The organism is Micromonospora sp. C28SCA-DRY-2 (assembly GCF_030519475.1).
Taxonomy (GTDB): Bacteria; Actinomycetota; Actinomycetes; order Mycobacteriales; family Micromonosporaceae; genus Micromonospora.
In genome coordinates, this window is the sequence record NZ_JAUMKD010000002.1 from 133,658 (window position 1) to 160,065 (window position 26,408).

General features: G+C 75.8%; 24 protein-coding genes and 1 riboswitch. Of the genes, 16 read left to right on the top strand and 8 right to left on the bottom strand.

All coding sequences use genetic code 11. The annotated features are described in order from the left end of the window. The first annotated feature begins 1 nt into the window (after position 1). Both Q3W71_RS09045 and Q3W71_RS09050 read left to right on the top strand, forming a co-directional pair. Positions 2-901, top strand: a complete 900-nt coding sequence (locus tag Q3W71_RS09045; RefSeq protein ID WP_302918873.1) for a MerR family transcriptional regulator — start codon at positions 2-4, stop codon at positions 899-901. A gap of 143 nt (positions 902-1,044) precedes the next feature. After that, the gene (locus Q3W71_RS09050; protein ID WP_302918874.1) at positions 1,045-1,686 is read left to right on the top strand and encodes a lipoprotein; all 642 of its coding nucleotides are present in this window, start codon (positions 1,045-1,047) and stop codon (positions 1,684-1,686) included. A gap of 6 nt (positions 1,687-1,692) precedes the next feature. Here Q3W71_RS09050 and Q3W71_RS09055 read toward each other — a convergent pair whose 3' ends face one another. Continuing rightward, on the bottom strand, positions 1,693-3,423 hold the full coding sequence (locus Q3W71_RS09055; RefSeq protein WP_302918875.1) for a glycoside hydrolase family 3 protein: 1,731 nt from the start codon (positions 3,421-3,423) through the stop codon (positions 1,693-1,695). Positions 3,424-3,521: 98 nt separating this feature from the next. Further along, positions 3,522-4,013 (bottom strand): DUF3145 domain-containing protein, encoded by a 492-nt coding sequence (locus tag Q3W71_RS09060; RefSeq protein WP_088992547.1) that lies wholly within the window; start codon positions 4,011-4,013, stop codon positions 3,522-3,524. 310 nt (positions 4,014-4,323) lie between these two features. On the opposite strand from Q3W71_RS09060, the gene Q3W71_RS09065 reads away from it, so the two are divergent. Further along, the gene (locus tag Q3W71_RS09065) at positions 4,324-4,653 is read left to right on the top strand and encodes a hypothetical protein (protein WP_088992546.1); all 330 of its coding nucleotides are present in this window, start codon (positions 4,324-4,326) and stop codon (positions 4,651-4,653) included. A gap of 145 nt (positions 4,654-4,798) precedes the next feature. On the opposite strand, the gene Q3W71_RS09070 is transcribed toward Q3W71_RS09065, so the two are convergent. Further along, positions 4,799-5,362 carry a carbonic anhydrase gene (locus Q3W71_RS09070; RefSeq protein ID WP_302919639.1) on the bottom strand — a complete coding sequence of 188 codons (564 nt, stop codon included), beginning with the start codon at positions 5,360-5,362 and terminating at the stop codon, positions 4,799-4,801. Between the two features lie 348 nt (positions 5,363-5,710). Here Q3W71_RS09070 and Q3W71_RS09075 point away from each other — a divergent pair, with 348 nt between their 5' ends. From Q3W71_RS09075 to Q3W71_RS09095, 5 genes are all read left to right on the top strand, one after another. Beyond that, a complete protein-coding gene (locus tag Q3W71_RS09075; RefSeq protein WP_302918876.1) occupies positions 5,711-6,628 on the top strand; it encodes an alpha/beta fold hydrolase in 918 nt (305 codons plus the stop codon). Positions 6,629-6,799: 171 nt separating this feature from the next. Then, positions 6,800-8,917, top strand: coding sequence for an AAA family ATPase (locus Q3W71_RS09080; protein ID WP_302918877.1), 2,118 nt, complete (start codon positions 6,800-6,802; stop codon positions 8,915-8,917). Positions 8,918-9,025: 108 nt separating this feature from the next. Further along, on the top strand, positions 9,026-9,940 hold the full coding sequence (locus Q3W71_RS09085; RefSeq protein WP_302918878.1) for a cation diffusion facilitator family transporter: 915 nt from the start codon (positions 9,026-9,028) through the stop codon (positions 9,938-9,940). A 153-nt stretch (positions 9,941-10,093) separates the two neighbouring features. Next, positions 10,094-10,225, top strand: a riboswitch (cyclic di-AMP (ydaO/yuaA leader). A 4-nt stretch (positions 10,226-10,229) separates the two neighbouring features. After that, positions 10,230-11,303: a hypothetical protein gene (locus Q3W71_RS09090; RefSeq protein ID WP_302918879.1), complete on the top strand. Its 1,074-nt coding sequence runs from the start codon at positions 10,230-10,232 to the stop codon at positions 11,301-11,303. Positions 11,304-11,453: 150 nt separating this feature from the next. Beyond that, the gene (locus tag Q3W71_RS09095) at positions 11,454-11,963 is read left to right on the top strand and encodes a hypothetical protein (RefSeq protein ID WP_302918880.1); all 510 of its coding nucleotides are present in this window, start codon (positions 11,454-11,456) and stop codon (positions 11,961-11,963) included. Between the two features lie 49 nt (positions 11,964-12,012). Here Q3W71_RS09095 and Q3W71_RS09100 read toward each other — a convergent pair whose 3' ends face one another. Continuing rightward, entirely contained in the window at positions 12,013-12,480 is a 468-nt protein-coding gene (locus tag Q3W71_RS09100; protein ID WP_302918881.1) for an SRPBCC family protein, read from the bottom strand. Between the two features lie 165 nt (positions 12,481-12,645). Between Q3W71_RS09100 and Q3W71_RS09105 the strand changes: the two genes are divergently transcribed. Then, complete coding sequence (locus tag Q3W71_RS09105; RefSeq protein ID WP_302918882.1) at positions 12,646-13,623, top strand: 1-phosphofructokinase family hexose kinase; 978 nt, start codon at positions 12,646-12,648, stop codon at positions 13,621-13,623. Then, positions 13,620-14,459, top strand: a complete 840-nt coding sequence (surE, locus tag Q3W71_RS09110; protein ID WP_302918883.1) for a 5'/3'-nucleotidase SurE — start codon at positions 13,620-13,622, stop codon at positions 14,457-14,459. Before Q3W71_RS09105 ends, surE begins: the two co-directional genes overlap by 4 nt. A 58-nt stretch (positions 14,460-14,517) precedes the next feature. Here surE and Q3W71_RS09115 read toward each other — a convergent pair whose 3' ends face one another. Beyond that, on the bottom strand, positions 14,518-14,880 hold the full coding sequence (locus Q3W71_RS09115) for an STAS domain-containing protein (RefSeq protein WP_088992538.1): 363 nt from the start codon (positions 14,878-14,880) through the stop codon (positions 14,518-14,520). Positions 14,881-15,209: 329 nt separating this feature from the next. On the opposite strand from Q3W71_RS09115, the gene Q3W71_RS09120 reads away from it, so the two are divergent. Continuing rightward, positions 15,210-15,353, top strand: a complete 144-nt coding sequence (locus Q3W71_RS09120; protein ID WP_302918884.1) for a hypothetical protein — start codon at positions 15,210-15,212, stop codon at positions 15,351-15,353. Positions 15,354-15,752: 399 nt separating this feature from the next. Continuing rightward, positions 15,753-16,157: a hypothetical protein gene (locus Q3W71_RS09125; RefSeq protein ID WP_088992537.1), complete on the top strand. Its 405-nt coding sequence runs from the start codon at positions 15,753-15,755 to the stop codon at positions 16,155-16,157. 117 nt (positions 16,158-16,274) lie between these two features. On the opposite strand, the gene Q3W71_RS09130 is transcribed toward Q3W71_RS09125, so the two are convergent. Next, the gene (locus tag Q3W71_RS09130) at positions 16,275-16,913 is read right to left on the bottom strand and encodes a maleylpyruvate isomerase N-terminal domain-containing protein (protein ID WP_302918885.1); all 639 of its coding nucleotides are present in this window, start codon (positions 16,911-16,913) and stop codon (positions 16,275-16,277) included. Between the two features lie 181 nt (positions 16,914-17,094). Then, positions 17,095-19,788 carry a cellulose binding domain-containing protein gene (locus tag Q3W71_RS09135; RefSeq protein ID WP_302918886.1) on the bottom strand — a complete coding sequence of 898 codons (2,694 nt, stop codon included), beginning with the start codon at positions 19,786-19,788 and terminating at the stop codon, positions 17,095-17,097. A gap of 281 nt (positions 19,789-20,069) precedes the next feature. On the opposite strand from Q3W71_RS09135, the gene Q3W71_RS09140 reads away from it, so the two are divergent. Next, entirely contained in the window at positions 20,070-20,756 is a 687-nt protein-coding gene (locus tag Q3W71_RS09140) for a BON domain-containing protein (protein ID WP_302918887.1), read from the top strand. 153 nt (positions 20,757-20,909) lie between these two features. Beyond that, positions 20,910-21,458, top strand: a complete 549-nt coding sequence (locus Q3W71_RS09145) for a thioredoxin domain-containing protein (protein ID WP_302918888.1) — start codon at positions 20,910-20,912, stop codon at positions 21,456-21,458. A gap of 75 nt (positions 21,459-21,533) precedes the next feature. On the opposite strand, the gene Q3W71_RS09150 is transcribed toward Q3W71_RS09145, so the two are convergent. Next, positions 21,534-24,380, bottom strand: coding sequence for a LuxR C-terminal-related transcriptional regulator (locus tag Q3W71_RS09150; RefSeq protein ID WP_302918889.1), 2,847 nt, complete (start codon positions 24,378-24,380; stop codon positions 21,534-21,536). A gap of 248 nt (positions 24,381-24,628) precedes the next feature. Here Q3W71_RS09150 and Q3W71_RS09155 point away from each other — a divergent pair, with 248 nt between their 5' ends. Together Q3W71_RS09155 and Q3W71_RS09160 are read left to right on the top strand one after the other, a co-directional pair. Next, positions 24,629-25,078, top strand: coding sequence for a hypothetical protein (locus tag Q3W71_RS09155; RefSeq protein ID WP_302918890.1), 450 nt, complete (start codon positions 24,629-24,631; stop codon positions 25,076-25,078). Further along, positions 25,075-26,280 (top strand): alcohol dehydrogenase catalytic domain-containing protein, encoded by a 1,206-nt coding sequence (locus Q3W71_RS09160; RefSeq protein WP_302918891.1) that lies wholly within the window; start codon positions 25,075-25,077, stop codon positions 26,278-26,280. The genes Q3W71_RS09155 and Q3W71_RS09160 overlap by 4 nt, the downstream gene beginning before the upstream one ends. Positions 26,281-26,408 lie beyond the last annotated feature (128 nt).

A 26,408-nucleotide genomic window follows, 5' to 3' on the forward strand; every position in this document is an offset into this window, starting at 1 on the left:
CGTGGACGACCGCACCGAACTGTTCACCATCGGGCAGCTCGCCCGCCGGACCGGCCTGTCGGTCCGGACCATACGCTTCTGGTCCGACCTCGACCTGCTGCCGCCGACCGGCCGTTCGCCGGGCGGCTACCGGCTCTACGACGCGGCCGCCGTGGCCCGGCTGGAGCTGCTGCGCACCCTGCGCGAGCTGGGGATCGGCCTGGACGACGCGCGCCGGATCGTGGACCGGCAGAGCACCGTCCGGGACGTGGCGCGGGCGCACGCCCGGGCGCTGGACGCGGAGATCCGGACGTTGCGGCTGCGCCGGGCGGTGTTGCGGTCGGTCACCCGACGTGGCAGTACGACCGAGGAGTTGAGACTCGTGAACGACCTGGCCCGGCTCTCCGCACGGGAGCGGCAGCAGATCATCGACGACTTCGTGGCCGAGGTGTTCGCCGGCGTCGACGGCCCGGCGGCCCGGCTGGCGCAGGCCATGCGGGCGCTGCCCGCGGACCTGCCGGACGAGCCCAGCGACGAGGAGGTGGACGCCTGGCTGGAGCTGGCCGAGCTGGTGGCCGACCCGGACTTCCGTCGCCGGGTACGCCAGATGGCGGTGGCCGGTGCCGGCGACGCGACGCCGCCCCCGCCGGAGCCGATGACGAAGCTGGAGCTGGCGCGCGCGGCGCTGGCCGCCGGCACCGACCCCGCCTCGCCGGAGGGCCGGGCGGTGCTGGACGAGATGGTGGACCCGACGCTCACCCCGCGGCAGCGCCGGGCGTTGGCCGACTCGATCGCCGCGTTCACCGACCGGCGGGTGGAGCGGTACTGGCAGCTGATCGGCATGCTCAACCGCCGGCCGCCGTTCGAGCCCGCGGTGCCGGCCGTGGAGTGGCTGGTCGCCGCCCTGCGCGCGGCCGGCTGAACCGGCGCCGTACCGGGGGCCGACCGGCCCCCGGTACGGCGTGCCGGTCGTCCCGCCACGGCGGGACGCGAACGGGATTGACGCCGGGTGCCTGTGCCGCTTTGATGAGGCCCGCTGAAGATTGTCAACGGGGGATGGACACCATGCACCGACGTACCCGCGCCGCCCTGCTGGCCGCGCTCACCCTCGGCCCGCTCGCCGGCTGCGCCGAGGACAAGGACCAGCCGGCGGCCGGCGGCTCGCCGTCGGCGTCACCGAGCACCACCGCATCACCGGTGGTCCCCGGGCCGCCCTGGCACGACGAGGTCGCCGCCGCACCCGCCGGCGTCCCGGTGGGCGGCAAGGGCACGCCCTGCGCGCTGCCGGTCACCTTCTCGCTGCCGGCGGGGTGGAAGGTCAAGGCCGTGAAGCCCTCGGCCGAGGGCGGCGACCTGGGTGTCGGTAACGCCACCCTGCTGTGCGAGCTCGACTCCCGGCCGGCCGGCGAACTGGGGTTCCTGCGGGTGTGGCGGGTCGACGGGGTCGCCGGCGGTGCCGAGGAGCACCTGAAGCACTTCGTCGGCGCGTACTCGCCGAAGGCGACGGGGGTGGAGTACCGGCGCCTCCGGGCCGGCACGCTGGACGCCGTCGAGGCGAGCTACACCGAGGACGGTGACCCGGACCGGGCCATCGCCCTGGCGTCCCTCTACGGCCCGATCGTGCTGAGCCTGGACGCGCCGGATCCGGCGGACCTGCTGCCGGCGTACCAGCTGGTCAAGCAGTCGGCCCGGATCAACCGGGACTGACCCCGCTCAGGCGGCGCAGGTGGTGGCGGGCAGGCCGGGCACCTTGACCGGGGACCGGCCGGACGGCTGCGCCTTGCCGGCCAGCACCCCGGCGAGCGCGGTCATCGACGCCCGGCTGGACGAGTAGGTGGCCAGCAGCGTCGGCGACTTCGCGCTCCCCAGCACGTACGGGGTGTCCATCGCCACCGTGACGGCGGCGTCGGCGCGCAGGTCGCCGGCGCCGTCGCCGTAGCCGACCAGGTGCACCACCGTCCCGCCGCGGGGCACCACCTTCACCCCGGCCGCGGTCAGCGCCTCGGTCAGCGCCGCCCGGGTGTGGTCGCGGCCGCCGGAGGAGGTGACCGTCACCGGGCCGCGGACGCCGCCGCCGCAGGTGCCGCGCAGCACCGTCACGGCCGCCGCGGCCAGCCGCTGGGCCGCCTCGCGGTGGGCCGGGGCGGCCAGCGTGGACAGCTCGGGGGCCGGCCGGTCGGCCAGCTTGAACTTCATGGTCAGCACCCGGGTTACCGCGTCGACCAGGCGGGCCCGGGGCAGCGAGCCGTCGCGCAGGGCGGCGAGCAGCCCGTCGTACGCCTGGCCGACGTTCGGCGGCATCAGGATCAGGTCGTTGCCGGCCTTGAGCGCCCGTACCGCGGCCTCCCCCGGCGACCAGCGCTTGGCCGGGGCCATGTTCATCCCGTCGGTGATCACCACGCCCTGGAAGCCGAGCTGGCCGCGGAGCACCTCGGTGAGCAGCTTGTGCGAGAAGGTGGCCGGGGTACCCGGGTCGACCGACCGTACGTCCAGGTGGGCGGACATCACGGCCATCGCCCCCGCGTCGATGCCGGCGGTGAACGGCGGCCACGCCCCGGCGGCGAGCGCCGCCCGGGACTGCTTGAGCACCGGCAGGTCCTTGTGGGAGTCGGTGGCGCTGTGGCCGTGCCCCGGGAAGTGCTTGACGGTGGCCGCCACGCCCGCGCCCTGCAGGCCGCGCACCGCGCCGCCGACCTGCGCCGCGGCCCGCTGCGGATCGGCACCGAACGACCGGGAGCCGATCACCGTGCTGCGGGTGGCGAGCACGTCGGCGACCGGGGCGAAGTCCAGGTTGACGCCCATCGCGGCGAGTTCGGTGCCGGCGGCCCTCCAGGCGGCCTCGGTCAGCGCCGGGTCGCCGGCCGCGCCGGCGGCCAGCGCGCTGGGCAGCAGGGTGACCCCGTCGGTGATCCGGGTGACCACGCCGTACTCCTGGTCGGTGCCGATCAGGAACGGGGCCGCCCCGGTGGGCAGCTTGCCGGCGGCCGCGCGCAGCCCGGTGGTCAGCTCGCGGACCTGCCGCGGGTTGTCGACGTTGGTGGTCTCCTGGTTGCCGCTGGTCGGGTCGTCGGCGCTGAAGCCGACCAGGATCAGCCCGCCGAGCCGGTACTTCGCGACCATCTCGGCCGGGGTGTCCACCCCGGCCAGCGCCCGGTTGCCGGCCGCCGAGCCGGGCGAGACCTTGGTCGCCGCGTCTCCGTACGCGTAGGGCATCAGCACCTGGCCGACCAGGTCCTCGTCGGTGAGCGTGCCGACCAGGGCGGCCGCCCGGGCGGCGGGGTCCCCGGCGGGGACGGCGGTCGGCGTCGCCGCCGGCGCGGAGCCGCTCGCCGCCGGGGTGGGGCGGGGGCGGTCCGGCTTGTCGGCGCAGCCGGAGAGGAGCAGTGCGGTCAGTGCGGCGAGCGCGACGCCGGCACGTCGCGGAGATATCGACACGCGAGCCATCCCACCAGTTCGACGCTTATCGGGGCAACCCGACCCTACGCGCGCCGGTCCGCCGGGCGTCGCCGCGCCGGGGCGCGGAGCCCCGGCGCACGCGGGGGTCAGCCGACCCGGGTGAGCAGGGTCACCGGCGCGCCGTCCCCGGCGTACCGGTAGGGCTCCAGTTCGGCGTCCCAGGCGGTGCCGAGGGCCTTGTCCAGCGCGTGCGCCAGCGCCTCCGGCGCCCGGGCGCCGGCCATGATGCTGCGCAGCCGGTCCTCGCCGAGCTGGATGTCACCGGCCGCCCCGACCGTGGCCCGGAACAGCCCCCGGCCCGGTACGTACATGAAGCGTTCGCCGTCGGCGCCGGGGCTCGGCTCCTCGGTGACCTCGAAACGGATCATGGGCCACTGCCGGAGGGCAGCAGCCAGTTCGGCGCCCGTCCCCGGACGACCGGTCCACCCGCACTCGGCCCGGCGGGCGCCGGGATCGACGGGCTGAGCCGTCCACTGCAGGTCGACCGGCGCGGCAAGGACGCGCGCGATCGCCCACTCGACGTGTGAGCACACGGCGAGCGGGGTCGAGTGGACGTATACGACGCCACGCGTTGGCACGGTGACCTCCCGGAGTGCGAGGTGCGTCTTCCCCTACGACCTCGCCGATCCGAGTGGCTACTGGAACACATGATGACTGGTGTGACGGATGGTGCGCCAGGGAATCGGAAAATTCGCCGCCGGAATAGCCGGACGGGTGACCGCGGTTGAGCCTCTCGAACGCGATGACCAGCCAGGGATCGTGGTCGTGTACAGTTCCATCGGCGGCCTGTGCCGCGCACATCTTCCGCGGGCCGACGCCCCTTCCGGGCATCACCCGCACAGCCCCCGGACGTTCCGTCCTCCCGTACGTCTTGCAAGGAGTACCTCCGTGGCGAGCAACACCTCTAAGACCGCGCGCGCGTCCGTCCGGGCCGGCCAGGCTGGCCAGGGTGGCGCCCTCAGCGTGCTGGGCGAGTTCAAGTACGTCATCCCGCTCAACGGCGGCAAGCACGCCTACGTGCGGAACCTGACCAACGGCAAGACCGCGCACCTGCGCACCGACTCCGAGGCCTTCATCGAGGAGATCCGGGTGCTGGCCGCCGCCGGCCACGCCGCCAAGATCCGGGCCGAGCTGAACACCCTCAACGCCGCCCACCCGGGCGACGGCTGGGACGCCACCGAGAAGCGCCTCGTCGAGGCCGGCGTCTTCGAGGCCTGAGCCTCCCCAAGCACCACCCGGAAACGCCCGTCGGCACCCCCGACGGGCGTTTCCGCGTCCTCCCCCTCCCCCACCCCTTCCGGTGATCATGAGGTTGGCGGCGGTTTCCGAGATCGACTTCGCCGTCAACCTCATGATCAACGGGTCAGGGGGTGGGGTTGAGGAGGGTTACCTGGGCGGTGGAGAGGTCGTAGAGGGCGCCGACTACGTCCACCCGGCCCGCTGCCACGGGGGTGGCCAGGAGGTCGTCGGCGCGGAGTGCGGTCACGGTGCGGAGCACGTGGCGGCGGATCGCCATGGGGTGCGCGCCGGGGTCGTCGACGCCCACCTCCCGCACCGCGGGGGCGATCTGGTCGACCAGGTGGGCCAGCGAGCCGCCGGGCCGCCGCCCCTCGCGCACCGCGGCCAGCGCCGAGGCGACCGCCCCGCACCGCTCGTGGCCGAGCACCATCACCAGCGGTACGCCCAGTTCGTCGACGACGTACTCGATCGAGCCGAGCACCGCGCGGTCCAGCACGTGCCCGCCGGTGCGGATCACACAGATCGAGCCGAAGGTCTGGTCGAAGATCGCCTCCAGCGGCACCCGCGAGTCGATGCAGCCCAGCACCACCGCGTACGGCTGCTGGTCGCCGGAGGCGCTGGCCGCCGCGGCGGTCACGTCGTGGCCGTGGATCGGCTGGCCGCTGACGAACCGCCGGTTGCCGGCCATCAGCTCGGCCAGCGCGGCGCGCGGCGTCCCGCCGGCCGGGCGGCCCTCCGGCGAGGCACCACCGGCACGCGCCGTCCCGCCGGCCGGACGGCCCTCCGGCGAGGCACCACCGGCACGCGCCGTCCCGTCGGCCGGACGGCCGTCCCAGGAGGCACCACCGGCACCGCCGGTACCGGTCGGGGTTGTCCGCGGGGACCGCATGTCCCCCAGCTTGCTCGGGCCGGCCGCCCGACGGCGCCCGGTCGCGAATCTTCTTTCCGCGCGGTTGGCGTGGTGTCATGGCGGGTAGCCGGTGTTACCACCGGGTATCCCCGGTGTTGCGGAGCTGTGCGGCCCGGGGAGGTGGCGATGCCGGAGCAGTTGGACCTACGTCTACCCGACGACGTACGCCTGCACGTGGAGTGCACCGGCCCGGCCGACGCCGAGGTCACCGTGGTGCTGCTGCACGGCTGGACGCTGGACGGGCGCAGCTGGCACCGCCAGCTCGCCGCGCTGCGCGAGGCGGCCGGCGAGGCGGTGCGGGTGGTCACCTACGACGCCCGCGGGCACGGCCGCTCCAGCTGCATGGCGCTGCCCACCGCCACCCTGGCCCAGCTCGGCGACGACCTGGCGGCGGTGCTGGACGAGGTGGCGCCGACCGGCCCGGTGGTGCTGGTCGGGCACTCGATGGGCGGCATGACGGTGATGGAGTACGCCCACCGGCACCCCGAGCACTTCGCCGCCCGGGTCGCCGGGCTGGTCTTCGTCGCCACCACCGCCGAGGGGCACACGCACACCGCCTACGGCCTGTCGCCCCGGATCGCCCGGTTGATCCGGTTGGCCGAGACCACCGGAGCCGGCGTACTGGCCCGCTGCGGGTCCTGGCGGCCGCCGCGGGCGTTGCTGCGCGCGTTGCGCCCCAGCATCCGCTGGATGCTCTTCGGCGACCGCTGCGATGCGTCCGACATCCGCCTGGTCACCTCCGCGGTGGCCCGCGCCTCGCTGCGCTCGATCGGCGGCTTCCGGGCCTCCATCGGGGCGCAGCACCGGCTGGAGACGCTGGCCGCGCTCGCCCACCTGCCGGCCGCCGCGCTGGTCGGCGACCGGGACCGGCTCACCCCGCCGCCGTGCGCCGAGTCGATCGCCGCGGCGCTGCCCGCCACCGAGCTGACCGTCTGCCCCGGCGCCGGGCACATGCTGATGATGGAACGGCCGGAGGAGGTCAACGCGGCCCTGCTCGGCGTGGTCCGCCAGGTCACCGCCCGGTCGGCCGCCCCGACCGGCTGAGTCCGGCCGGCGGGTCGCCCCGCCCGGCCGTCGGGAACGGGTCACCCGGGTCACTGATCGCGTACGCCTCCGCCGCCGGTCGCGGCGCTGCCGTACCCTCACCCGGTCAGCCCCGGCGCGCGGCCACTCGCCCCGTCGCGGCCGCCCACCGCCGTCCGAGGAGTCCGAGCGTTGACCGACCAGACCACCCTGGAACAGGAGATCGCCGCCGAACAGCGGCATCTCGACCGGGTGTACGCCCGACTGGCGGAACTGCGCCGGTCCGCGGTCCGCGCCGAACGGGAGGGCTACCGGCTCGCCCGGGTGGGCAACTTCGGCGCGCTGGTGGAACGAGACGCGATGGTCTTCCACGCCGCCCAGCGCCGGCACGTGCTGGACGCCGAGCACGAGGGGCTGGTCTTCGGCCGGCTCGACCTGCGCGACCGCCAGGTGCTGCACGTCGGGCGGCTCGGCATCCGCGACGAGAACGCCGCCACCCTGGTGGTCGACTGGCGGGCCCCGGCCGCCGCCGCGTTCTACCAGGCCACCCCGGCGCAGCCGCTGAACGTGGTGCGCCGCCGCATGATCCAGTCGTCGGGCGAGCGGGTCACCCGGATCGAGGACGACCTGCTCGATCCGGCCGCCGCGCCGGCCGACATGGCGGTGGTCGGCGACGGGGCGCTGCTCGCCACCCTCTCCAAGGCCACCGGCCGGGGTATGCGCGACATCGTCGCCACCATCCAGCGGGAGCAGGACGAGGCGATCCGCTCCCCCGGCTCCGGCGTGACGATCGTGTCGGGCGGCCCGGGCACCGGCAAGACGGCGGTGGCCCTGCACCGCGCCGCGTACCTGCTCTACTCCGACCGCAGCCGGTACGCCGGCGGCGGGATCCTGGTGGTCGGCCCGTCCACGGTCTTCGTCGAGTACATCGCCTCGGTGCTGCCGTCGCTCGGCGAGGACACCGCCACCCTGCGCTCGCTGGGCAGCCTCTTCCCCGGGATGACCGCCACCCGCACCGACCCGCCCGAGGTGGCGGCGGTGAAGGGCTCGCTGCGGATGCGCCGGGTGCTGGAGCGCGCGGTCCGGGACGCGGTGCCGGACCAACCGGCCGAGCTGCGGCTGCTCTACCGGGGCGAGCTGCTCCGGCTGGAGCGGGCCGAGCTGGACGCCATCCAGGACCGCGCGCTGCCCCGGGGCGCCCGCCGCAACGAGGTGCGCCGGGCCGGCTTCGACGGCGTCTTCGCCGCGCTCTGGGCACAGGCCCGCCGGCTGAACATCGGCCGGCTGCCGGAGCAGCGCGCGTTCGAGGACGAACTGGCCGACCGACCGGAGTTCCGGGAGTTCCTCAAGGCCTGGTGGCCCCGGCTGCACCCGCGGCACGTACTCGGCTGGCTGGCCGACCCGCAGCGGCTGCGCCGGTACGCCGGCGGCATCCTCTCCGGCCGGGAGATCCGGCTGCTCACCGCCGCGTACCGGACGCTGGACGGCGAGGGGCTGACGATCGCCGACGTCGCGCTGCTGGACGAGCTGGACGCGCTGCTCGGCCAGCCGGTGCGCCCGGCCCGGCCGAAGCGGGACCCGTTCCAGCTGGCCGGCGGGGTGCGCGAGCTGAGCACCTTCGCCGACCGGCAGCGGGCGGCCCGCGAGGCGGCCCGGCAGCGCCCGGAGGACTACCGGGAGTACGCCCACGTGGTGGTCGACGAGTCGCAGGACGTCTCGCCGATGCAGTGGCGCATGATCGGCCGGCGGGGCCGGCTGGCGTCCTGGACCGTGGTCGGCGATCCGGCGCAGACCGCGTGGACCGGCGACCCGCAGGAGCTGACCCGGGCCCGGGACCAGGCGCTGGGCCGGCGCAAGCGGCACCAGTTCACGCTCACCACCAACTACCGCAACTCGGCGGAGATCTTCGCGGTGGCCGCTGCCGAGATCCGCCGGCTCTATCCCGAGCTGCCGCTGCCCACCGCCGTCCGCTCCACCGGGGTCGACCCGGTCGAGCTGGTGGTGCCGGCGGCCGAGCTGGAGACCGCCGTGGTGGAGGCGGCCTCCGCGCTGCTCGCCGAGGTGGAGGGGACGGTCGGCGTGATCACCCCGGTGCCGCGCCGGGACGAGGTCGCCGGCTGGCTGGGCGGCCTGGGCGCCCCCCGGCTCCAGGTGGTCACCAGCCTGGAGGCCAAGGGCATGGAGTACGACGGGGTGGTGCTGGTCGGGCCGAGCGAGATCCGGGCCGATCCGGGCTCGGGCGTACGCACCCTCTACGTGGCGCTCTCCCGGGCCACCCAGCGGCTGACCACCATCGACCCGACCGGCTGAGCCCGAGGCGCCGGTCGCCCGGCCGGGTCCGCGTGGCCCGACAGTTGCATACATAGCTATGTGAGCATATATTTGACCGGGTCCGGACGGGCGGCGGAGGGTGTTCGCGTGGGCGCAGGTCATGACCACCACCACGGGGCGGTGAACGCGGCCCACCATCACCGGGGGCGGCTCTGGGGCGCCTTCGGCCTGCTCACCGCGCTGATGGTGGTGGAGGCGGTGGCCGCCTTCCGCACCGGCTCGCTGGCCCTGCTCTCCGACGCCGGGCACATGTTCACCGACGTGCTCGGCATCGGGATGGCCCTCGCCGCGATCACCGCCACCCGGCGGGCGACCGGCGACCCGCAGCGCACCTTCGGGCTCTACCGGCTGGAGGTGCTGGCCGCGCTGGCCAACGCCGTGCTGCTCTCCGGCGTCGCGGTCTACGTGGTGGTCGAGGCGGTACGCCGGTTCGGCGACCCGCCCGAGGTGCTGGCCGGCCCGATGCTGGTGGTGGCCGTCCTCGGCCTGCTCGCCAACGTGGCCGCCTTCGCGCTGCTGCGCTCCGGTGCCCGGGAGAGCATCAACGTACGGGGGGCCTACCTGGAGGTGCTCGGCGACCTGCTCGGGTCGCTCGGCGTGATCGGGGCGGCGCTGCTGATCGCGGTCACCGACTGGTGGTGGGCCGACCCGCTGGTGGCGGTCGGCATCGGCCTGTTCATCCTGCCCCGCACCTGGCGGCTCGGGCGGGCCGCGCTGCGCATCCTGGTGCAGGCCGCCCCGGAGCACCTCCAGGTCACCGCGGTGCACGACCGGCTGGCCGCGGTGCCCGGCGTGGCCGGCGTACACGACCTGCACGTCTGGACGCTCACCTCGGGCATGGAGGTGGCCTCGGCGCACCTGACCATGACTCCCGGCGCGGACGTCGGCCGGGTCCTCGCCGCGGCCCGCGCCGCCCTGCACGAGGACTTCCGGATCGAGCACGCGACGTTGCAAATCGAGCCGGGAGCGGCCCCCGGGGTCTGCGGGTCGGTTGAGTGGTAATGAGCACAACCTTAAATCTGGGTGTGTATTGTGCCTCTATGCCGGATTTTCCCGTGACCACGCAGGCACCGTCAGTCACATCCGCTGCAATGGTCACGGTGGCACCGGTAGGCTCTGTTCCGGCCTCCGCCAGGCGGCACGCACCGGTGCCGGCGGCGGCCGCCGCCTAATCGCCCGACAAGGCGAGCCGGGGAACCATGTTCCTGGGGTGCATCCGCGTCAGCGGTAGGGATCTTCCGTCCCGAACCCGTCAGCTAACCCGGTCGGCGGCTGACGGAAGGACATCTGCATGCCAGTAGTGGCACCTGTACGACGTACCGTCGCCCGGATGGCGGCACTGATCGTCACCACTCTCGCCGTCGGCGTCGCCATCGCGCCGGTCACCGCCGCACCGGCCGGCGCCGCACCACCCACCGCCGGCCTGCTCGCCGCCGCTCCCGGGCAGGACTCCGAGGGCGGCACCCCCGCCCTGCGGGCCCAGCTGGAGGCGGCCAGCAAGGGCTACCTGGACGCCAAGGCGGCGCTGGACAAGTCGGTCAAGCGGCAGAAGGACCTGGGCGTCCAGCTCCAGGCCACCGAGCGTGAGCTGGCCGAGCGCACCAGCAAGGTCGGCGAGATCGCCGGCGTGGCGTACCGCGCCGGGCGGCTCGGGGCGGCCTCGGCGCTGCTCAACAGCAACTCCCCGGAGGGCTTCATGGACCGGGCCGCCGCGCTCGACGCGGTCGCGGCCAACGAGGACCGGGCGCTGCGCGACCTCCAGGAGACCCGCGACGAGGCCAACCGGACCAAGCTCGCCCTGGACGGCGAGATCCGCGAGCAGCGCAAGCAGGTCACCCTGATGGCCAAGCGCAAGGAGCAGGCCGAACGGGCGCTGACCGTGGCCAACGCGAAAACCTCCGGCGACACCTCCAACCGGGGCACCTCCACCGCGACGGCCAAGCCGGCCCCGCGCAACTCCGACGGCTCCTGGCCGTCCGAGTCGTGCAGCGTCAACGACCCGACGCCGGCCAACGGCTGCATCACCCCGCGCACCCTGCACGCGCTGAACCAGGCCAAGGCGGCCGGCTTCACCCGGTACGTCTCCTGCTACCGCTCCGGCGGTTCCGGCGAGCACCCGAAGGGCCGGGCCTGCGACTTCGCGGCACAGAAGAGCGGCTTCGGCGGGGACGCCACCGGCGGGGACAAGACGTACGGCAACAACCTGGCCGCGTTCTTCATCAAGAACGCCGACCGGCTCGCCGTGCTCTACGTGATCTGGTACCGGCAGATCTGGCTGCCCAGCAGCGGGTGGAAGTCGTACAGCGGGGCGGGCGGCGACCCGTCCAGCGACCACACCAACCACGTGCACCTGTCGGTGTACTGACGCCCGGCCCCGGTGACCCGCCCCCGCGGCGAGTCACCGGGTACGCCGGACGGACGGGCCGCCACGCCCGGCACTACGCCCCGGGACGTAGGCCGGGTGTCGTCAGCGGCCCGACGACCGCCGCCCGCCACGGCGGCACCATCGTCCGGTATGAGCCGACTCTCGCCTCCCGCCCGCAAGGCCCTGCTCACCCTGCACCTGGTCACCTCGCTCGGCTGGCTCGGCGTCGACCTCGTCCTGCTCGCGCTCGGCGTCGCCGTGCTGCGCGGCGCGGACCCGGCCGCCGTCTACCCGATCTCCGCGCTGGTCGGCACCGTGCTCTTCGCCCCGCTGAGCGTGGCCGTCTGGCTGGTCGGCGTGGCCAGCGCCCTGCTCACCCCGTGGGGCCTGCTGCGGCACCGCTGGGTGCTGGTCAAGTTCCTGCTCACCACCGTGATGACCGGGCTGGTGCTGTTCCAGCTCAGCCCGACGCTGCGGCACGCCGGGGAGGCCGGGGCGGCGTTCCCGGTGCGGGACCGGATCGACCTGGTGGTCGCCCCCTCGGTCTCCACCACCCTGCTGATCGTGGCGACCGTGCTCTCCACGTACAAACCGTGGGGCCGGCTGCGGCGGGCCACCGGCAGGCCCGCGCGGCGCCCGACCACGGCGGCGGTCCGCTGAGCCCGCGCGGGTTGCGGCGGGTCCGCCGACTGGCGGAGGTGGGGGACGCTCAGCCGGGGGCCGGCGGGTCGGCCGCGCCGCGGTCGAGCACCGCGCCGAGCCGGGCGGCCAGCCCCAGGTGGGCCGAGCGGGCCTGGCGGAAGGCGTAGCCGAACAGCGGCGCCGGCGCGGTCAGCGTGATCTCCACGTCGATCCGCACCCCGTCCGGCTCGGCCCGCAGCCGGGTGCGGTTGCGCACAGTGGTGGCGGGCCACTGCCGCGCGACGGTGACGATCTCGTCGGTGGCGGCGACCAGCACGTCCGCCCGGTAGGTGACCGGGAAGCGCAGCGGCCCGGCGGCCAGCCGGTCGGTGATCGCGTAGCTGGCCTGGGCGCCGGGCCGGGTCCGCACCCGCCGGACCCGGACGATCAACGGGTGCAGCTCCGCCTGCCGGGTCGGATCGGCCAGCAGCGCCGCCGCCTCCGCCACCGGGCAGCGGGCCTGGACGGTGTAACTGAAGGAATCCCGCTTGAGCACACCGTCTCCCCACCGTCACTGGTCGGACGATCGTCGCCCACCGCGGGCACGCCTGGCAACGCCCGGCGACACGCCAGCCGGACCGGCGGACGGCGGCCCGCCGCCCGGATACGGTCAGCTGATGAGGGATCACCGACCGTGTCGGCGACGGAGCGCGGAGCAGGGATGAACGAACACGTGATGGTCTTCGCGCCGACGCCGCGGCTGACGGTGACCGTGGACCAGCCGAGCGACCAGCCGGAGCTGCACCTGCACCCGGGCGGGCAGGGCGTCTGGCAGGCCCGCATGGTGATGTCGCTCGGCGTGGACGTGGTGCTCTGCACCGCGTTGGGCGGCGAGATCGGCCAGGTGCTGGAGCCGCTGCTGGTCAGCGAGGGCGTCGACCTCAAGGTGGTGGTCCGCGAGTCGGGCAGCGGCGGCTACGTGCACGACCGCCGCGACGGCGCCCGCCGGGAGATCGTGGACGTGCCCGGGCAGCCGCTGAGCCGCCACGAGCTGGACGAGCTCTACAACCTGGCGCTCGGCGAGGGGCTGCGCGCGCCGGTGAGCGTGCTGAGCGGGCCGAACGAACCGTCGCTGGTGCCGGCCGAGCTGTACCGGCGCTTCGCGGCCGACCTCGGCGCCAACGGCGCCCGGGTGGTGGTCGACCTGTCCGGCGAGCATCTCGCCGCGGTGCTGGACAGCGGCGTGTTCTTCCTCAAGGTCAGCCACGAGGAGCTGATCGCCGACGGGCGGGCCGCCGGCGCGGACGAGGAACAGCTCACCCGGGCGATGTACGACCTGCACGCCGGCGGCGCCGAGAACGTCGTGGTGAGCCGCGCCGAGCAGCCCGCGCTCGCCCTGGTCGACGGCGAGGCGTTCGAGGTGGAGATGCCCCGGCTGCAGGCCGCCGACCCGCGCGGCGCGGGTGACTCGATGACCGCCGGGGTGGCCGCCGTGGTGGCCCGGGGCGGCGACGTGCGGACCGCGATCCGTACCGGGGCGGCGGCCGGCGCGCTGAACGTCACCCGGCACGGCCTGGGCACCGGCCGGCTGGACTCGATCACCGGCCTGGTCGACCGGGTGCGGCTGGTGCCGGCCGGCAGCCGCCCGCAGGAGCGGACCACCCCGGACGAGCTGGCCGAGCGGGCGGCCGAGCGATGACGCTGCGGGTGCTGGTGACCAACGACGACGGGATCGCCGCGCCCGGCATCCAGGCGCTGGCCCGGGCGGCGGTGGACCGGGGGCTGGACGTGGTGGTCGCCGCCCCGCTGGAGGAGGCGAGCGGCACCAGCGCCTCGATGACAGCGGTGGAACGTGAGGGCCACGTGGTGGTCCAGGACCATCCGCTGCCGGAGCTGCCGGGGGTGCCCGCCTTCGGGGTCGGCGGCTCGCCCGGGTTCATCGCGCTGATCGCCGTGCACGGCGCGTTCGGCCCGCCGCCGTCGGTGGTGCTCTCCGGGATCAACCGGGGTGCCAACGCCGGCCGCGCGGTGCTGCACTCCGGCACCGTCGGCGCCGCCTTCACCGCCGCCGCGAACGGCTGCCGGGCGATGGCCGTCTCGCTGGACGTGCTCTCGGCCGGCGAGGCGACCGCCGCCAGTGGCGGCGCCGCGGTGGCCGCCGCCGCCCGGGTACGCGACGCCGAGCGGCACTGGGCGACCGCCGCCCTGGTCGCCCTCGACCTGCTCCCCCGGCTGACCGCCGGGCCGGTGGAGAGCGTGCTCAACGTGAACGCGCCGGACCTGCCGCCCGGCCGGCTGCGCGGGGTGCGCCGCGGCGCGCTGGCCAGCTTCGGTCAGGTGCAGATGACGGTGGCCGAGTCCGGGCACGGGTACGTGCGGACCTCGCTGGAGGAGCCGGGACAGTCGGTGCAGCCCGGCACGGACCTGGCGCTGCTCGCCGAGGGGTACGCCTCGGTGACGGCGATCCGCGCGGTCACCGAGGTGAGCGACATCGACCTCTCCGGCCTCGACGCGGCGGCCGAACCGGGCGGCTGAACGTCGCCGGCTCGCCCTCCCGGATGCCCGGGCGCGGTCGGGCCGGTCGGCCGCGTGGTCAGGCGCCGGGGAGGACCTCCGGGGCGGGAGCGCCGGCGTAGTAGGGCTCGGGGGCGCCGAAGAGACCGAGCAGGCCGGTGACCCAGAGCTGGCGGTGCACGAACCGGCTGGGCTCGGTGACGACCAGCTTGACGCCGCTGACCTCGGCGGTCTGGAAGCCGGCGACCATGGCGCTGATGCCGACCGAGTCGATGAAGGTGACCAGGCGCATGTTGAGCTCGATGCGGGTCGGCCGGCCCTTGGCCAGCACCTCGGCGATCGCCTCGCGCACCTCGTACGCGGTGTCGACGTCGATCTCGCCACGCGGGGCGATCTCGATGACACCACCGGACAGAACCGACTTCACGATCGACAGGCTCACGCGAGCACCTCCACTCGCCCGTCCGACGGGCGCCTCATCAGTACGCGGGCCGCGACCGAGAGTATTCCTCTCACGGCCTCGGTCGCCACCCCTCGGGATGAGCAATTCGCGGATCCGGGCATACCAAATCGCCCTTATCCGGACTTTTCGTATTCTATTTCCCCAACGATCGGCGGACGCCCACGCGTCGCCGTCCCAGGGTAACGGGCCGGCACCACCGCCGCCGAACTCCTCCGTGCCGGGCGCGCCCCCGTGCTTGCGGCCCCGGCGTTGCCCCCCGCGCCTAGCATCGGCGGGGAGGTAGCCGACTGCGACGGAGGAGACGATCGATGCTCAGGAGACTTGCCGCGCTGGCCGGGGTCGGCGCGCTGCTCGCCCTCGTCCTGGCCTGCGGGTTCGGTGGCGGCGGCGATGACGACGATGATGACGACGACTTCGCCCGCGGCCCGGCGGCGGTCGTGGTGCTGCGCTGACCACTGACCCGCGCCGGGCGTGACCGCCGGCAGCGGCCCGCCGCGTCCCCGCTCCCCGCGGTCCGCGTCGGGCCGCCCGGCCCGTCTCGGCGCAGTTCTTGCGGGCTGCGACGGCGCCCGTCCTCGCGGGCCGGGTCGGCGCCGGTCCTCGCGGGCCGCGTCGGGCCGCCCGGCCGGCCGCGGCGGCGGTGTCCCGTCGGGGCCGCCCGGCCGGCCGCGGCGGCGGTGTCCCGCCGGACGGCGGCGGGACGCCGGGCGCGCCGCCGGCGCCGGGCCGCGCGCCGGGTTTGCGCCGGCCACGGTCGGGGCACTGGCGATGGAGGCGAACCGTAACGCGCCGGACAGACGCCGGAGTCCGAAGTGGCCGGCCGACTTCGGCACCCCGAGGAGGTAACCACGATGTTCGGAACCAACCTGCTGGACCGCCGCAGCAAGCCCGAGCGGATCGCTGACCAGGCCTGGCAGCAGCTCGTCTCGGCGGTCAGCTCCGCCGGGGACAGCGTCCGCGACACCGCCCGGTCGGCCCGGCGGGGCGGCTCCGGGCTGACCGACGGGGCCGGCGACCTGGTGGGCTCCGCGGCGGACGAGGCCCGCCGCCGCGCCAGCCTGGCCTTCGACGCGCTCGCCGGCCGCCGGCCGGCGCTGCCCTGGACGCTGCTGATCGCGGCCGCGCTGGCCGGCGCGGCCATCGGCTGGGCCGCCGGCACCGCCGCCCGGGCGGCGGGCAGCCGCGACCGGGCCGCCGACGACATCGAGTTCGTCGACGTGGACCGGCCGAACTCCCCCGTCGGCCTGGACGGCTGACCCCCCGGCACGGACCCTCCCGGGCCCGCTCCCGGTGCCTCGAACAGAGCAGGAGTGGCCATCCCGCACGGAATGGCCACTCCTTCGGTGAACGTGCGTGGGCTGCGGCGGGACGGGTCAGAAGGCGGTGATGTCGGTCGGGGCGCGCTCGGCGCGGCTGAGCGCCCGCAGCACCGCCGGCTGCCCGTGCCGGCGTACGGCGAGCCGGGCCAGCAGGGAGAGCACCGGGTCGATCACCTCGGCGGGCAGCTCCGGGGTGGGTACGCCGACGCTGACCGCGAGGTCGTCGGAGTGCACCGCGATCTCCATCAGCCGGGTGGTGAGGTAGTCGTCCAGGGTGAGCGACCACGGCCCCCGGGCCAGGTGCACCACCCGGTCCGCCGGCTGTGCCGGCAGCGCCTCGGCCAGCTCGCCCAGCGTGGTGGCGGCCCGGTCGACCAGGGCCGCCGGCCCGTCCGCCGCCGCCTCGTCGCCGGCCCGGCGGATGCCGACGTTGATCTCGTCGTCCAGCGAGGTCCCGATCCACCGGGCGGGTGCGTAGTGGTCGAGCAGCCCGACCGGATCGCCGGGCGGGACCGGCTCGGCCAGCACCGTCGAGACCTGGAACAGCTGGCCGGCGAGATGGCCGGCCAGCCCGCCGACAGCGAACTCGGCCAGCGCGCTGGGCTCGTCCCACCGGGCCGCCACGGCCGGATCGGCGAGCAGGTCGAGCGCCGAGCGCGCGGCGGTCAGGTAGGCCGTCCTGATCGGACTCACGGGTGATCCCCTTCCCTCGTTCCGGCCACCGAGCCTAGGCGCGTCCCGAGGACTCCGCCGGTCCGGGCGACCCGGCCGGAGCCCGGGCCGCCGGGGCGCCGGACCCCTCAGGCCGCCCCGGCGGACCGGAGTCCGCGCCGCACCACCGGCGGCGGGCGCTCCGGGCCGCCCGCCGCCGGGGTCAGCGGCTGGTGCAGGTGATCGCGAGCGGTGGGCCGTTGGCGCCGGTCCAGCTGCCGAGGAAGCCGACGGTGGTGCTGGCGCCCCCGCCGAGTCCGCCGTTCCAGCCGGCGTCGCGGACCGTGACCGCCGGGCCGGTCTGGGTGTGCGTACCGCCCCAGAGCTGGGTGATCCGCTGGCCGTCGGGGAAGGCCCAGTCCACCGTCCAGCCGGTGATCGGTGTGGGGCGGGTGTTGCGGACCACCACCTCGCCCTGGAAGCCGCCCGGCCAGGAGCCGGTCACCCGGTAGCTGGCCGAACACCCGCCGGGCGGCGGGGTCACGGTCGCCGTCGGCGTCGGGCCGGTCGGGGTGGGCGTCGGGTCCGTCGGGGTGGGCGTCGGGTCGGTCGGGGTCGGGGTGGGGTCGCCGCCGAGCCGGTCGGCGACCAGGATGCCGCGGCCGTTGGTGCCGAGATAGACCCGGCCGTACACCCGGGGGTCGCCGGTGAGCGCGTCGCCGGCGTTGCCGTACTGGTGCTGGTCGTCGTTGATCCGGACCCAGCTCGCGCCGGTGTCGTCGGAGCGGAAGACGCCGTGCTGGCCGTCGACCGTGCCGAAGAGGTAGAGCGCCGGGTACGTCCGCCCGGGCGCGGCCTTGCCGAAGCCGACGTTGCCGGCGGTGCTCACGCTGCCCAGCCTGGCGAAGCTGGCCCCGGCGTCGGTGGACCGCCACAGCCCGCCCTCGCCGGCCAGCCACAGCTCGCCCGCCTTGCCGGGCAGCGCCTTCACCTTGGCGGTGGCGGGCAGGCCGGTGGCGGCCGAGGCGGTGAAGCTCGCCCCGCCGTCGGTGCTGACGTAGAGCCTGCCGCCGCTGAAGCCGTAGAACCGGTTCGGGTCGACCCGGTCGGACTCGACCGTCGCGTTGGCCGGGATGCCGGTCGACGCGGTCCACGAGGTGCCGAAGGCCACGCTGTGCACCACCGGCTGGCCGGCATCGCCCGGGGCCCAGACGAACCGGCTGCCGTCGGCGGCCGCGGCGACCGTGCCGCCGTTGTTGATCCCGGCCGGCTCGGTGCCCTGGAACCAGTTCGCCCCACCGTCGGTGGAGAACGCCACGTGGCTGTCGTTCGGGCGGTCCGCGTCGGTGAAGTTGCCGGCCCGCACCATCACCGCCGGCTTCGTCTCGGCGTAGTCGAGGCTGGTGGTGCTGGTGAAGGTGGGCTGGGTGAACATCATCGGCGGCACCGCGTCCAGGTCGGTGTGCCGGAAGCCGCCGATGTCGCCGAGCGCGCTGACCAGCGGCGCCCCGGACGGCGGGCTGACCAGGTCGAGCACCGCTGTCTCCTCCAGGCCCTTCACCATCGGCCGGATGGTGAACTGCCCGCCGGTGTCCCAGCGGGTGAGGTCGGTGCTGCCGTAGATGGTGGCGCCGGTGCCGTACAGGAAGCGGTTGCTGTCGTGCGGATCGATCTCCACCGACTCGTTCATCCAGCCGAGCTTCGGGGACTCCTCCGGCGGGGCGGGGTTGCTGCCGAAGGTCAGCCAGGGCACCGAGCTGACGTCCATGGTGTAGCGCTTGGTGCGGTTCGGGTAGCTGCTGAACTCCCAGATCCGGCTCCAGGTGGCGCCGCCGTCGGTGCTGCGCCAGAAGATCGCGTCCGGCCACCAGGAGATCTGGGTGGCCACCATCAGGGTGCTCGGCCGCTGCCGGTCGATGGTCAGCCCGCTGTAGCCGAAGTAGGCGTCCGCGCTGTCCGACGGGACCGGGCTGATCCGGGTCCACCCGCCGGTGGCACGGGAGAACTTCCAGACGTCGCCCTTGCCGCCGTCGTACGGGCCGCCGGTGTCGCTGGTCGCGATGTAGAGGAAGCCACCCACCGGGTCGACGACGCCCTTGTGCGCCAGGTAGCCGGTCGGCTGGCCGGGGATCCGCTCCCAGCTCGCGCCGCCGTTCGTGCTCCGGTAGACCGGGTTCTCCTTGTCCGCCACGCCGACGTAGATGGTCTGCGTGGCGGTGCCGGGCGTACCCGTGCTCTTGTCGAAGCTGACCCAGGTCAGGCCCTGGTTCTGGCCGTTGTAGCCGTTCGGATCGCTGGGGTCGGCCCGGTAGTTGCCGACGTTGGGGAAGTTCGCCACCCTCGCCCAGGTCGCCCCGAAGTCGGTGCTGCGCCACAGGCCGTTGCCGCCCTCGGCGGCGTAGTAGAGGGTGCTGTTCCGGTTGGGGTCGACGGCGAGCCGCTCGCCCATGCCCCGGCCGGGCATGTTCCCGCCGTTCTTGAACGGCAGTTCGGTGACCTGCCAGGTGGCGCCCTTGTCGGCCGAGCGCAGGATGGCACCGTTGTTCGGGTCCCAGTCGTTGGTGTACATGCCGACCGCCGCGTACACCCGGTTGGTCTGCACCGGATCGGTGGCGACGCTGACCACGCCGTTCCAGCCCCACCTGTCGGCACCGATCCAGTCCAGCAGCGGGGTCCACGACCGGCTGCCCTGCTCCCAGCGGTAGAGCCCGCCGATGTCGGTGCGCGCGTAGATCAGGTTCTTCTCGGTGGGGTTGAAGACGATCCCGGGGACGAAGCCGCCGCCGTCGATCCGGACGTTCTTCCAGTCGTACGCCTCGGCGGCCGGCGCGGAGCCGGCGGCGGTGAACGGCACCGCCACCACGGCCGCGGTGGCGGCCAGCGCGGACACCACCGCGCCGACGAAACTTCTCCGCATCTGCGGTCCTCTCCAGGGGGACGCCCGGAGACGCGCCGGTGGCGCGCCCGGGGACGAGCGACGTGCGCAACGGCGGAGCTGCCCCTGCTCCGCTGCCCGGCACGACGGCTCCCGCACCCGAGGAACGCGCTCACCCTAACCGATCTACCGGGCCGGATGGAAGCGCTCCCACAGCGCGGATCCGGATAACCCCGGTCGGGTGAGGGAGCCTCATCCCCGGCGGCGGCAGGATCGGGGACGGCGTGACGTACGCAGGCCCGCCATCTCGGGGAGGAGTGAACATGGCCATCACCACGATCACCCGTACCGACCAGGACATCCAGTCGGCCGTCCTCGACGAGTTGACCTGGGAGCCCCGGGTGCAGCCGCACGAGATCGGCGTGACCGTCTCGGAGGGCGTGGTCACCCTCACCGGCCGGGTGGACAGCTACGCCAAGAAGTGGGCGGCCGAGCGGGCGGCGCACCGGGTGACCCGGGTCCGCGCGGTCGCCAACGACCTGGCCGTGCAACTGAGCACCGGCGCCGAGCGGGCCGACCCGGACCTCGCCGCCGCGGCCGGCCACGCGCTGGAGTGGGACGCCTTCGTGCCGCTCGAGCAGCTCGACGTCACCGTCTCCAACGGCTGGGTGACCCTGCACGGCGAGGTGGAGTGGGAGTACCAGCGACGGGCCGCCGAACGGGCGGTCGCCCGGCTCACCGGCGTACGCGGGGTGAGCAACGGGATCACCGTCCGCCCCGACGTACGGCCGGACGGGCACCTGCTCGCCGAGCGGATCGTCGACGCGCTGGCCCGCAACCGGGCCACCGAGGCGGAGCGGATCACGGTGCGGGTGCACGGCGACACGGTGCTGCTCGGCGGCCTGGTCCACTCCATGCCCGAACGCGCCGAGGTGGAGCGGATCGTCTGGTCCGCGCCCGGCATCCGGGAGGTGCAGAACCACATCGCGGTCGCTCCCGTACTCGGCTGAGCCGCCGGGGGTCCCGGCCGGGGGCCGAACCACCCGTCGCGGGTGAGCCGCGCTCACCCCGTCCGGGACCAGGCTGGGAGCCATGACTGAGCCGAACGGGCTGATCCGACCCGGGCGCGCCGTGCCCGGGTCCGCCGGCGATCGGGGGGTCCGATGACCACGCCACTTCAGGTCACCGCCCGGTTGCGCACCCCCGTGACCGAGCACGACCACGTCCGCGGACCGGTGGACGCACCGGTGACCATCGTCGAGTACGCCGACTTCCAGTGCCGGTTCTGCGGCGCCGCCTACCGGAACCTGACCGAGCTGCTCCGCCAGCGGGCGGACACGGTCCGGCTGGTGTACCGGCACTTCCCGATCGCCAACATGCACCCGTACGCGGAGAGCGCCGCCGAGGCCACCGAGGCGGCCGACCGGCGCGGCCGGTTCTGGGCCATGCACGACTGGCTCTACGAGCACCAGGACCAGCTCGACCCGGTCCACCTCTCGCTCGGCATCGAGCAGCTCGGCCTGCCGATCGACGAGGTGCGCGCCGAGGTGGACCGGCAGGCGCACGGTGACCGGGTGCGGCGGGACTTCGTCAGCGGCATCCGCAGCGGCGTCAACGCCACGCCCACCCTCTTCATCAACGAGGTCCGCCACGACGACGCCTACGACCTGGCCGACCTCCTCACCGCGGTGGACGCCGCCGCCAATCCCTGAGCCTCTCCCCTCCTGTCGATCGAGAGCCCTGCGTCGACCGTGACGCAAGGCTCTCGATCGTCTGTGCGGGCGGGGTCAGATGAGGCGGAGTTCGCGGGCCCGCCGGACCGCCTCGCGCCGGCGGGTCGCGTCGAGCTTGCGGTAGATGTTGCGGACGTGGGTCTTCACCGTGTTGACCGACAGGGACAGCTCGCTGGCGATCTCCACGTTGGACAGGATGCTCTGCAGGTAGCGCAGGATGGTCAGCTCCCGCTCGGTCAGCGGCTCGTCCAGCGCCGTCGCGGCCGGCTCGGCCGCCGCCCGCCCGGTCGGCTCGTCGGCGCCCCGGACCAGGTCGCTGACCGTCGGCCAGTGCGCGGTGCCGGCGTCGAGGTGCGCGGCGAGCAGATCGCGCACCCCCGGCTCGGCGCGGGTGAAGACCCGCCGGTAGCCGTCCGGCCCGGCCAGGTCGAGCGCCGCCTCCAGCAGCCGGCCGGCCCGCCGCTCGTCCCCCGCCCGGCGGGCCAGCACCGCGTCGAGCACCGCGGCGTCGAGGCGTACCGGCAGCGGCCAGTCGGCCGCCTCCGGGGCCTGCCAGTCCGGCAGCAGGTGCCCGGCGCCGCGTGGATCGTCGGCGCGCAGCTCGACCCGGGCCAGCGCCACCGCCAGCACCGGGTCGGCCTGCTCGCGTACCCGGCCGGCGAGCAGTTCGCGGGCGGTGTCCAGGTCACCCCGACCGCTGCGCAGGTCGGCCTCGGCGGCCAGCAGCCAGTGCGTCGGCTCGACGGCCCGGGGCCGGTCGGCCAGCCGCTCCCGGGCCTCGGCCAGCAACCGCAGCCCGGCGCCCGGGTCGCCGGCGTCGCGCCGCAGGTACGCCCGGCACAGCGCCGCCAGCGCCGCCACCGTCGGCTCCCCGGTGGTCGCCGGCGCGGCCAGCCCCAGGTTCGCCTCCGCCTCCTCCGGCTGGTCGCGGTGCAACGCCACCAGCGCCAGCGCCAGGTACCCGTGGCCGCAGTCCAGCCGGCAGGCCCAACCCTGGCAGGGCGGCAGGGCCAGCGCCGCCCGGGCGGCGTCCTCGGCCGCCCGCAGCTCGCCCCGGGTCGCCCGCAGCAGCGCGGAGCGGCTGGCACAGACCAGCTCGGTACGCGGCCGGCCCGCCTCCCGCGCCGCCGCCAGCGCCCGACCGAAGCCGGCGGCGGCGGCCCGCAGGTCCCCCTCGGCCAGGTCGACCAGGCCGACCGCGGTCTCCGCGACCGCCCGCACGTCGGCGTCCTCACTCGCGTCGCCGCGGGGCGCGGCGCCGGGCATCCCGGCGTGCGTCCGGGTGGCAAGCAGCCGGGCCGCTGCGGCGCGTACCTCCCGGTGGTCACCGGCCAGCCGGGCCAGGGCGAGTTCCAGCGCGGCGACCAGGCGCAGGAACCGCTCCCGGCGCGGGGCGGGCAGCGTCGGGGCGTGCTCGGCGGCGAGCCGCAACCGCTCGGCGGCGGCCGTCCGGTCCCCGGCGTGCGCCCGCTCCGCGGCGCCGGCCAGCGCCAGCTCCGGGTCCCGGGCCACCGCCTCGGTCGGTGGGACGGCGGGCGCCGGCCCGGCCGGGGCGTCCCGGTCGTACGGGGCCAGCTCCGGCCAGCGGGTGACGAACAGGTCGCTGGCCGTGCCCCACTCGCCGGCGGCCAGCGCGTGCCGCAGCCCGTCGGCCGGCCGGCCGTTGTCGGCGTACCAGCCGGCCGCCCGCCGGTGCAGGTCGCGCAGCTCGTCGGCGGGCAGCCGGGCCAGCTCGGCGTGCAGCAGGTCGGCCAGCAGCGGATGGCAGCGGTACCAGGGCGGGCGGCTGTCGTCGCGGCGCAGCGGCCCGCCGGCACCGGCCAGGGCGGCCAGCGTCGGCTCGGTGTCGGCGCGGCCGGTGAGCGCGTCGGCCAGCCCGGCGCAGACGGCGTCCGCCACGGCGGTGCGCCGCAGCACGTCCTGTGCCTCGGGGTCCAGCCCGGCGAGCACCTCCTCGCGCAGGTAGCCGGCGACGTCCGGCTGGTCGCCGCCGAACTGCTCCACCCAGCGCGCCGGGTCCGGCTGGCCGCGCAGGGCCAGCGCGGCGAACCGGAGCGCGGCCGGCCAGCCCCCGGTCCGCTCCCGCAGCCTGCGCACCCCGGCCGCCGGCAGCACCACCCCGTGCGCGGTGAGCAGGTCGGCCACCTCGTCACCGGTGAAGGCCAACTCGTCCGGGCCGAGCTCGGTCAGCTCCCCGGCCAGTCGCCACCGGTGCACCGCCAGCGGCAGCCCGGCCCGCGCGCCGACCACCAGCCGCAGCCGCTGGCCGGCGTGGCGGAGCAGGAATTCCAGCCCGGTCAGCGCGGCCGGGTCGGTGATCCGGTGCAGGTCGTCCACCACCAGCAGCACCGGCCGGTCCCGGGCGGCGAGCGCCGCGGCCAGCAGTTCCAGCTGGTCCGGGCGGGGCGGCCGGTCGGGCACCGGAGGCTCGGGCGCGTCCCCGGCCGGACCGGTGGCCGCCCGCAGCGCCGCCGCCAGGTAGGACCAGAACCGGTCCCCGTCGTCGCCGGCCTCCACCGACAGCCAGGCGGCCCGGAGCGGTTCGCCGTCCGGCGCGCCGTCCCCGGCCGCGCCGAAGTCCCCCGGCGCGGCGCCGGCCGGCAGCGCCTCCCGCGCCCCCTCGGCCGCCGCGGTCACCGGGCCACCCTCCGCCCGGTCCGGCCCGGCGTCACCGGCCGCCCGGCACCACGAGGCGAGCAGGGTGCTCTTGCCCCAGCCGGCCGGCGCGGAGACCAGGGTGACCGGGCCGCCGGTCCCGGCGTCCAGGGCGTCCAGCAGCCGGGGACGCAGCAGCACCGGATCGGGCAGCGCGGGCGGACGCAGCCGGGACGCCAGCAGGGGTGTGCCGGCCGGGGCTCGCACCGCCGCCGCGACCACGGTTCGGCTCTGCTGCTCCGGCATCCGGCCCCACCCCCACGGACGCGTCCACTCCCCCAGGTCCTGCGGCGGCCGGTTACCCGGCCGGGACCGGTTCACCCCTTCCGGGGGAGCCGGCTTCACCCGTCCCCGGCCCACCCTGGGGATACGCGGGCGGCCGGCCGCGCGTGACCGGCCGCCCGCCGGTGCGTTCCGGCCGTCGCCCGGCACCGAGGCCGCCGGGCGTGGCCGGCGCGGGAGCGGTGACCGGTGGGACAGGGGGTGCGGGACAGGTGGGACCGATCGCACGGCTGGCCGGCGGCGGGATGGCGCTCGGCGCGGCGGCGGCCGGCGCGGCGGCGGTACGCGCGCTGACCGCGCCGCGCCCGGTCGGCTGGCCGGACGGCGGCGACGGGCGGCGGGCTCGCTGGCAGGTGGTGACCGTGGACCGCCCACCCGGCCAGGTGCTCCCCGAGGGGCGCTGGCCGGAGCCGCTGCGCCGGCTCGGCGACGCGGTGCAGGTGCGGGTCCGCCCCGCCCCCGGCGACCGGGGCACCGAACTCGCCGCCCGGCCCCGCCCCGGTGCCGGGCCGCCGCCGGGGCTCGCCGTCCACCTGGTCGGCGACGACCCGGGGCGGCTGGTCCGGCGGGCGCTGCGGCAGGCCAAGCAGCTCGCCGAGACCGGCGAGGTGCTCCGCCCCGACCGCGACGCGCTGGACCGGCCGGCGGTGACGCCGGAATGAGGGCGCTGTGCTGGATGGGCGCCGGCGAGCTGGCGGTACGGCAGGTGCCCGACCCGGAGCTGCGCAACGGCCACGACGCCATCGTCCGGGTCCGGCGCAGCGCCGCCTGCGGCGCCGACCTGTCGCTGCTCGCCGGGCGCGGGCCGGCGGTCGGCGAGGTGCTCGGCCACGAGTTCGTCGGCGAGGTGGTCGAGGTCGGTCCCGAGGTGCGCCGGCACCGGGTCGGCGACCGGGTGGTGGTCTGCTCCTCGGTCTCCTGCGGCAGCTGCTGGTACTGCCGCCGCGAGCTGCACTCCTGCTGCGACAACGGCAGCACCGACCCGGAGGCGGGCGAGGCGACCTGGGGGCACCCGGTCGCGGGCTGCTTCGGCCAGCCCCGGGCGCAGGGCGGGTTCGCCGGCAGCCACGCCGAGTACGTCCGGGTGCCGTACGCCGACGTCGGGGCGTTCGCCGTACCGGAGCCGGTCAGCGACGACCGGGCGCTGTTCGCCTCGGACGCCGCGCCGGCCGGCTGGATGGGCGCCGACCTGGGCGGGGTCCGCCCCGGCGACGTGGTGGCGGTCTGGGGTGCCGGCGCGGTCGGCCAGGTCGCCGCGCGGGCGGCGCGGCTGCTCGGCGCGGAGCGGGTGGTGGTGGTCGACCGGCACCCCGACCGGCTGCGCGCCGCCGAGCGGCACGCCGGCGCCGAGACGCTCGACTACCGCCGTGTCGACGTCGCCGCCGAGCTGCGCGACCGCAGTGGCGGCCGGGGGCCGGACGTGTGCGTCGACGCGGGCGGCGCGGCCGACGGGGCCCGGTCGCTGGGCGACCGCCTCACCGGCGCGCCGCCCCGGCCGGCGGCGGTCCGCGAGGCGGTGCACGCCTGCCGCAAGGGCGGCAGCGTGGTCGTGCTCGGGGCGCACCCCGCCGTCGTCGACCGGTTCCCGCTCGGCATGGTCACCGCCAAGGGGCTGACCGTGCGCGGCGCCCGCCAGCACGGGCCGCGCTACATCCCGATGCTGCTGGACCGGATGGCCCGCGACGAGCTGCGCACCGAGTACCTGGCCACCCACCACCTCCCCCTGGACCGCGCCCCCGAGGCCTACACCCCGCTCCGCACCCGCGCGCCAGGCTGCCTCCGCCCGTCCTCCACCCCACTACCACCCCCACCCCCTCCCCCACACCCACCCACCACCACCCCACCCCTCCGCCAGCCCCGTTGATCAGCAGAGGTTAATACCGGCAAAGGGGCGGGCGGCGCCGCTAACTTCGCTGATCAACCGAGGTTGGCGGGTGGGGGTTGGCGGAAGTGGGCTGTAGCGGGGTTGGCGAACGGGGTTGGCGGGTGGGC

Bases quoted from the DNA above. Each gene is read 5' to 3' on its own strand.
- Q3W71_RS09070 (WP_302919639.1), bottom strand. From the start codon at position 5,362: ATGGCCGGCAACCGGCGGTTCGTCAGCGGCCAGCCGATCCACGGCCAC.
- Q3W71_RS09135 (WP_302918886.1), bottom strand. From the start codon at position 19,788: ATGCGGAGAAGTTTCGTCGGCGCGGTGGTGTCCGCGCTGGCCGCCACC.
- Q3W71_RS09090 (WP_302918879.1), top strand. From the start codon at position 10,230: ATGCCAGTAGTGGCACCTGTACGACGTACCGTCGCCCGGATGGCGGCA.
- Q3W71_RS09050 (WP_302918874.1), top strand. From the start codon at position 1,045: ATGCACCGACGTACCCGCGCCGCCCTGCTGGCCGCGCTCACCCTCGGC.
- Q3W71_RS09125 (WP_088992537.1), top strand. From the start codon at position 15,753: ATGTTCGGAACCAACCTGCTGGACCGCCGCAGCAAGCCCGAGCGGATC.
- Q3W71_RS09160 (WP_302918891.1), top strand. From the start codon at position 25,075: ATGAGGGCGCTGTGCTGGATGGGCGCCGGCGAGCTGGCGGTACGGCAG.
- Q3W71_RS09145 (WP_302918888.1), top strand. From the start codon at position 20,910: ATGACCACGCCACTTCAGGTCACCGCCCGGTTGCGCACCCCCGTGACC.
- Q3W71_RS09150 (WP_302918889.1), bottom strand. From the start codon at position 24,380: ATGCCGGAGCAGCAGAGCCGAACCGTGGTCGCGGCGGCGGTGCGAGCC.
- Q3W71_RS09140 (WP_302918887.1), top strand. From the start codon at position 20,070: ATGGCCATCACCACGATCACCCGTACCGACCAGGACATCCAGTCGGCC.
- Q3W71_RS09055 (WP_302918875.1), bottom strand. From the start codon at position 3,423: ATGGCTCGCGTGTCGATATCTCCGCGACGTGCCGGCGTCGCGCTCGCC.
- Q3W71_RS09120 (WP_302918884.1), top strand. From the start codon at position 15,210: ATGCTCAGGAGACTTGCCGCGCTGGCCGGGGTCGGCGCGCTGCTCGCC.
- Q3W71_RS09105 (WP_302918882.1), top strand. From the start codon at position 12,646: ATGAACGAACACGTGATGGTCTTCGCGCCGACGCCGCGGCTGACGGTG.
- surE (WP_302918883.1), top strand. From the start codon at position 13,620: ATGACGCTGCGGGTGCTGGTGACCAACGACGACGGGATCGCCGCGCCC.
- Q3W71_RS09075 (WP_302918876.1), top strand. From the start codon at position 5,711: ATGCCGGAGCAGTTGGACCTACGTCTACCCGACGACGTACGCCTGCAC.
- Q3W71_RS09095 (WP_302918880.1), top strand. From the start codon at position 11,454: ATGAGCCGACTCTCGCCTCCCGCCCGCAAGGCCCTGCTCACCCTGCAC.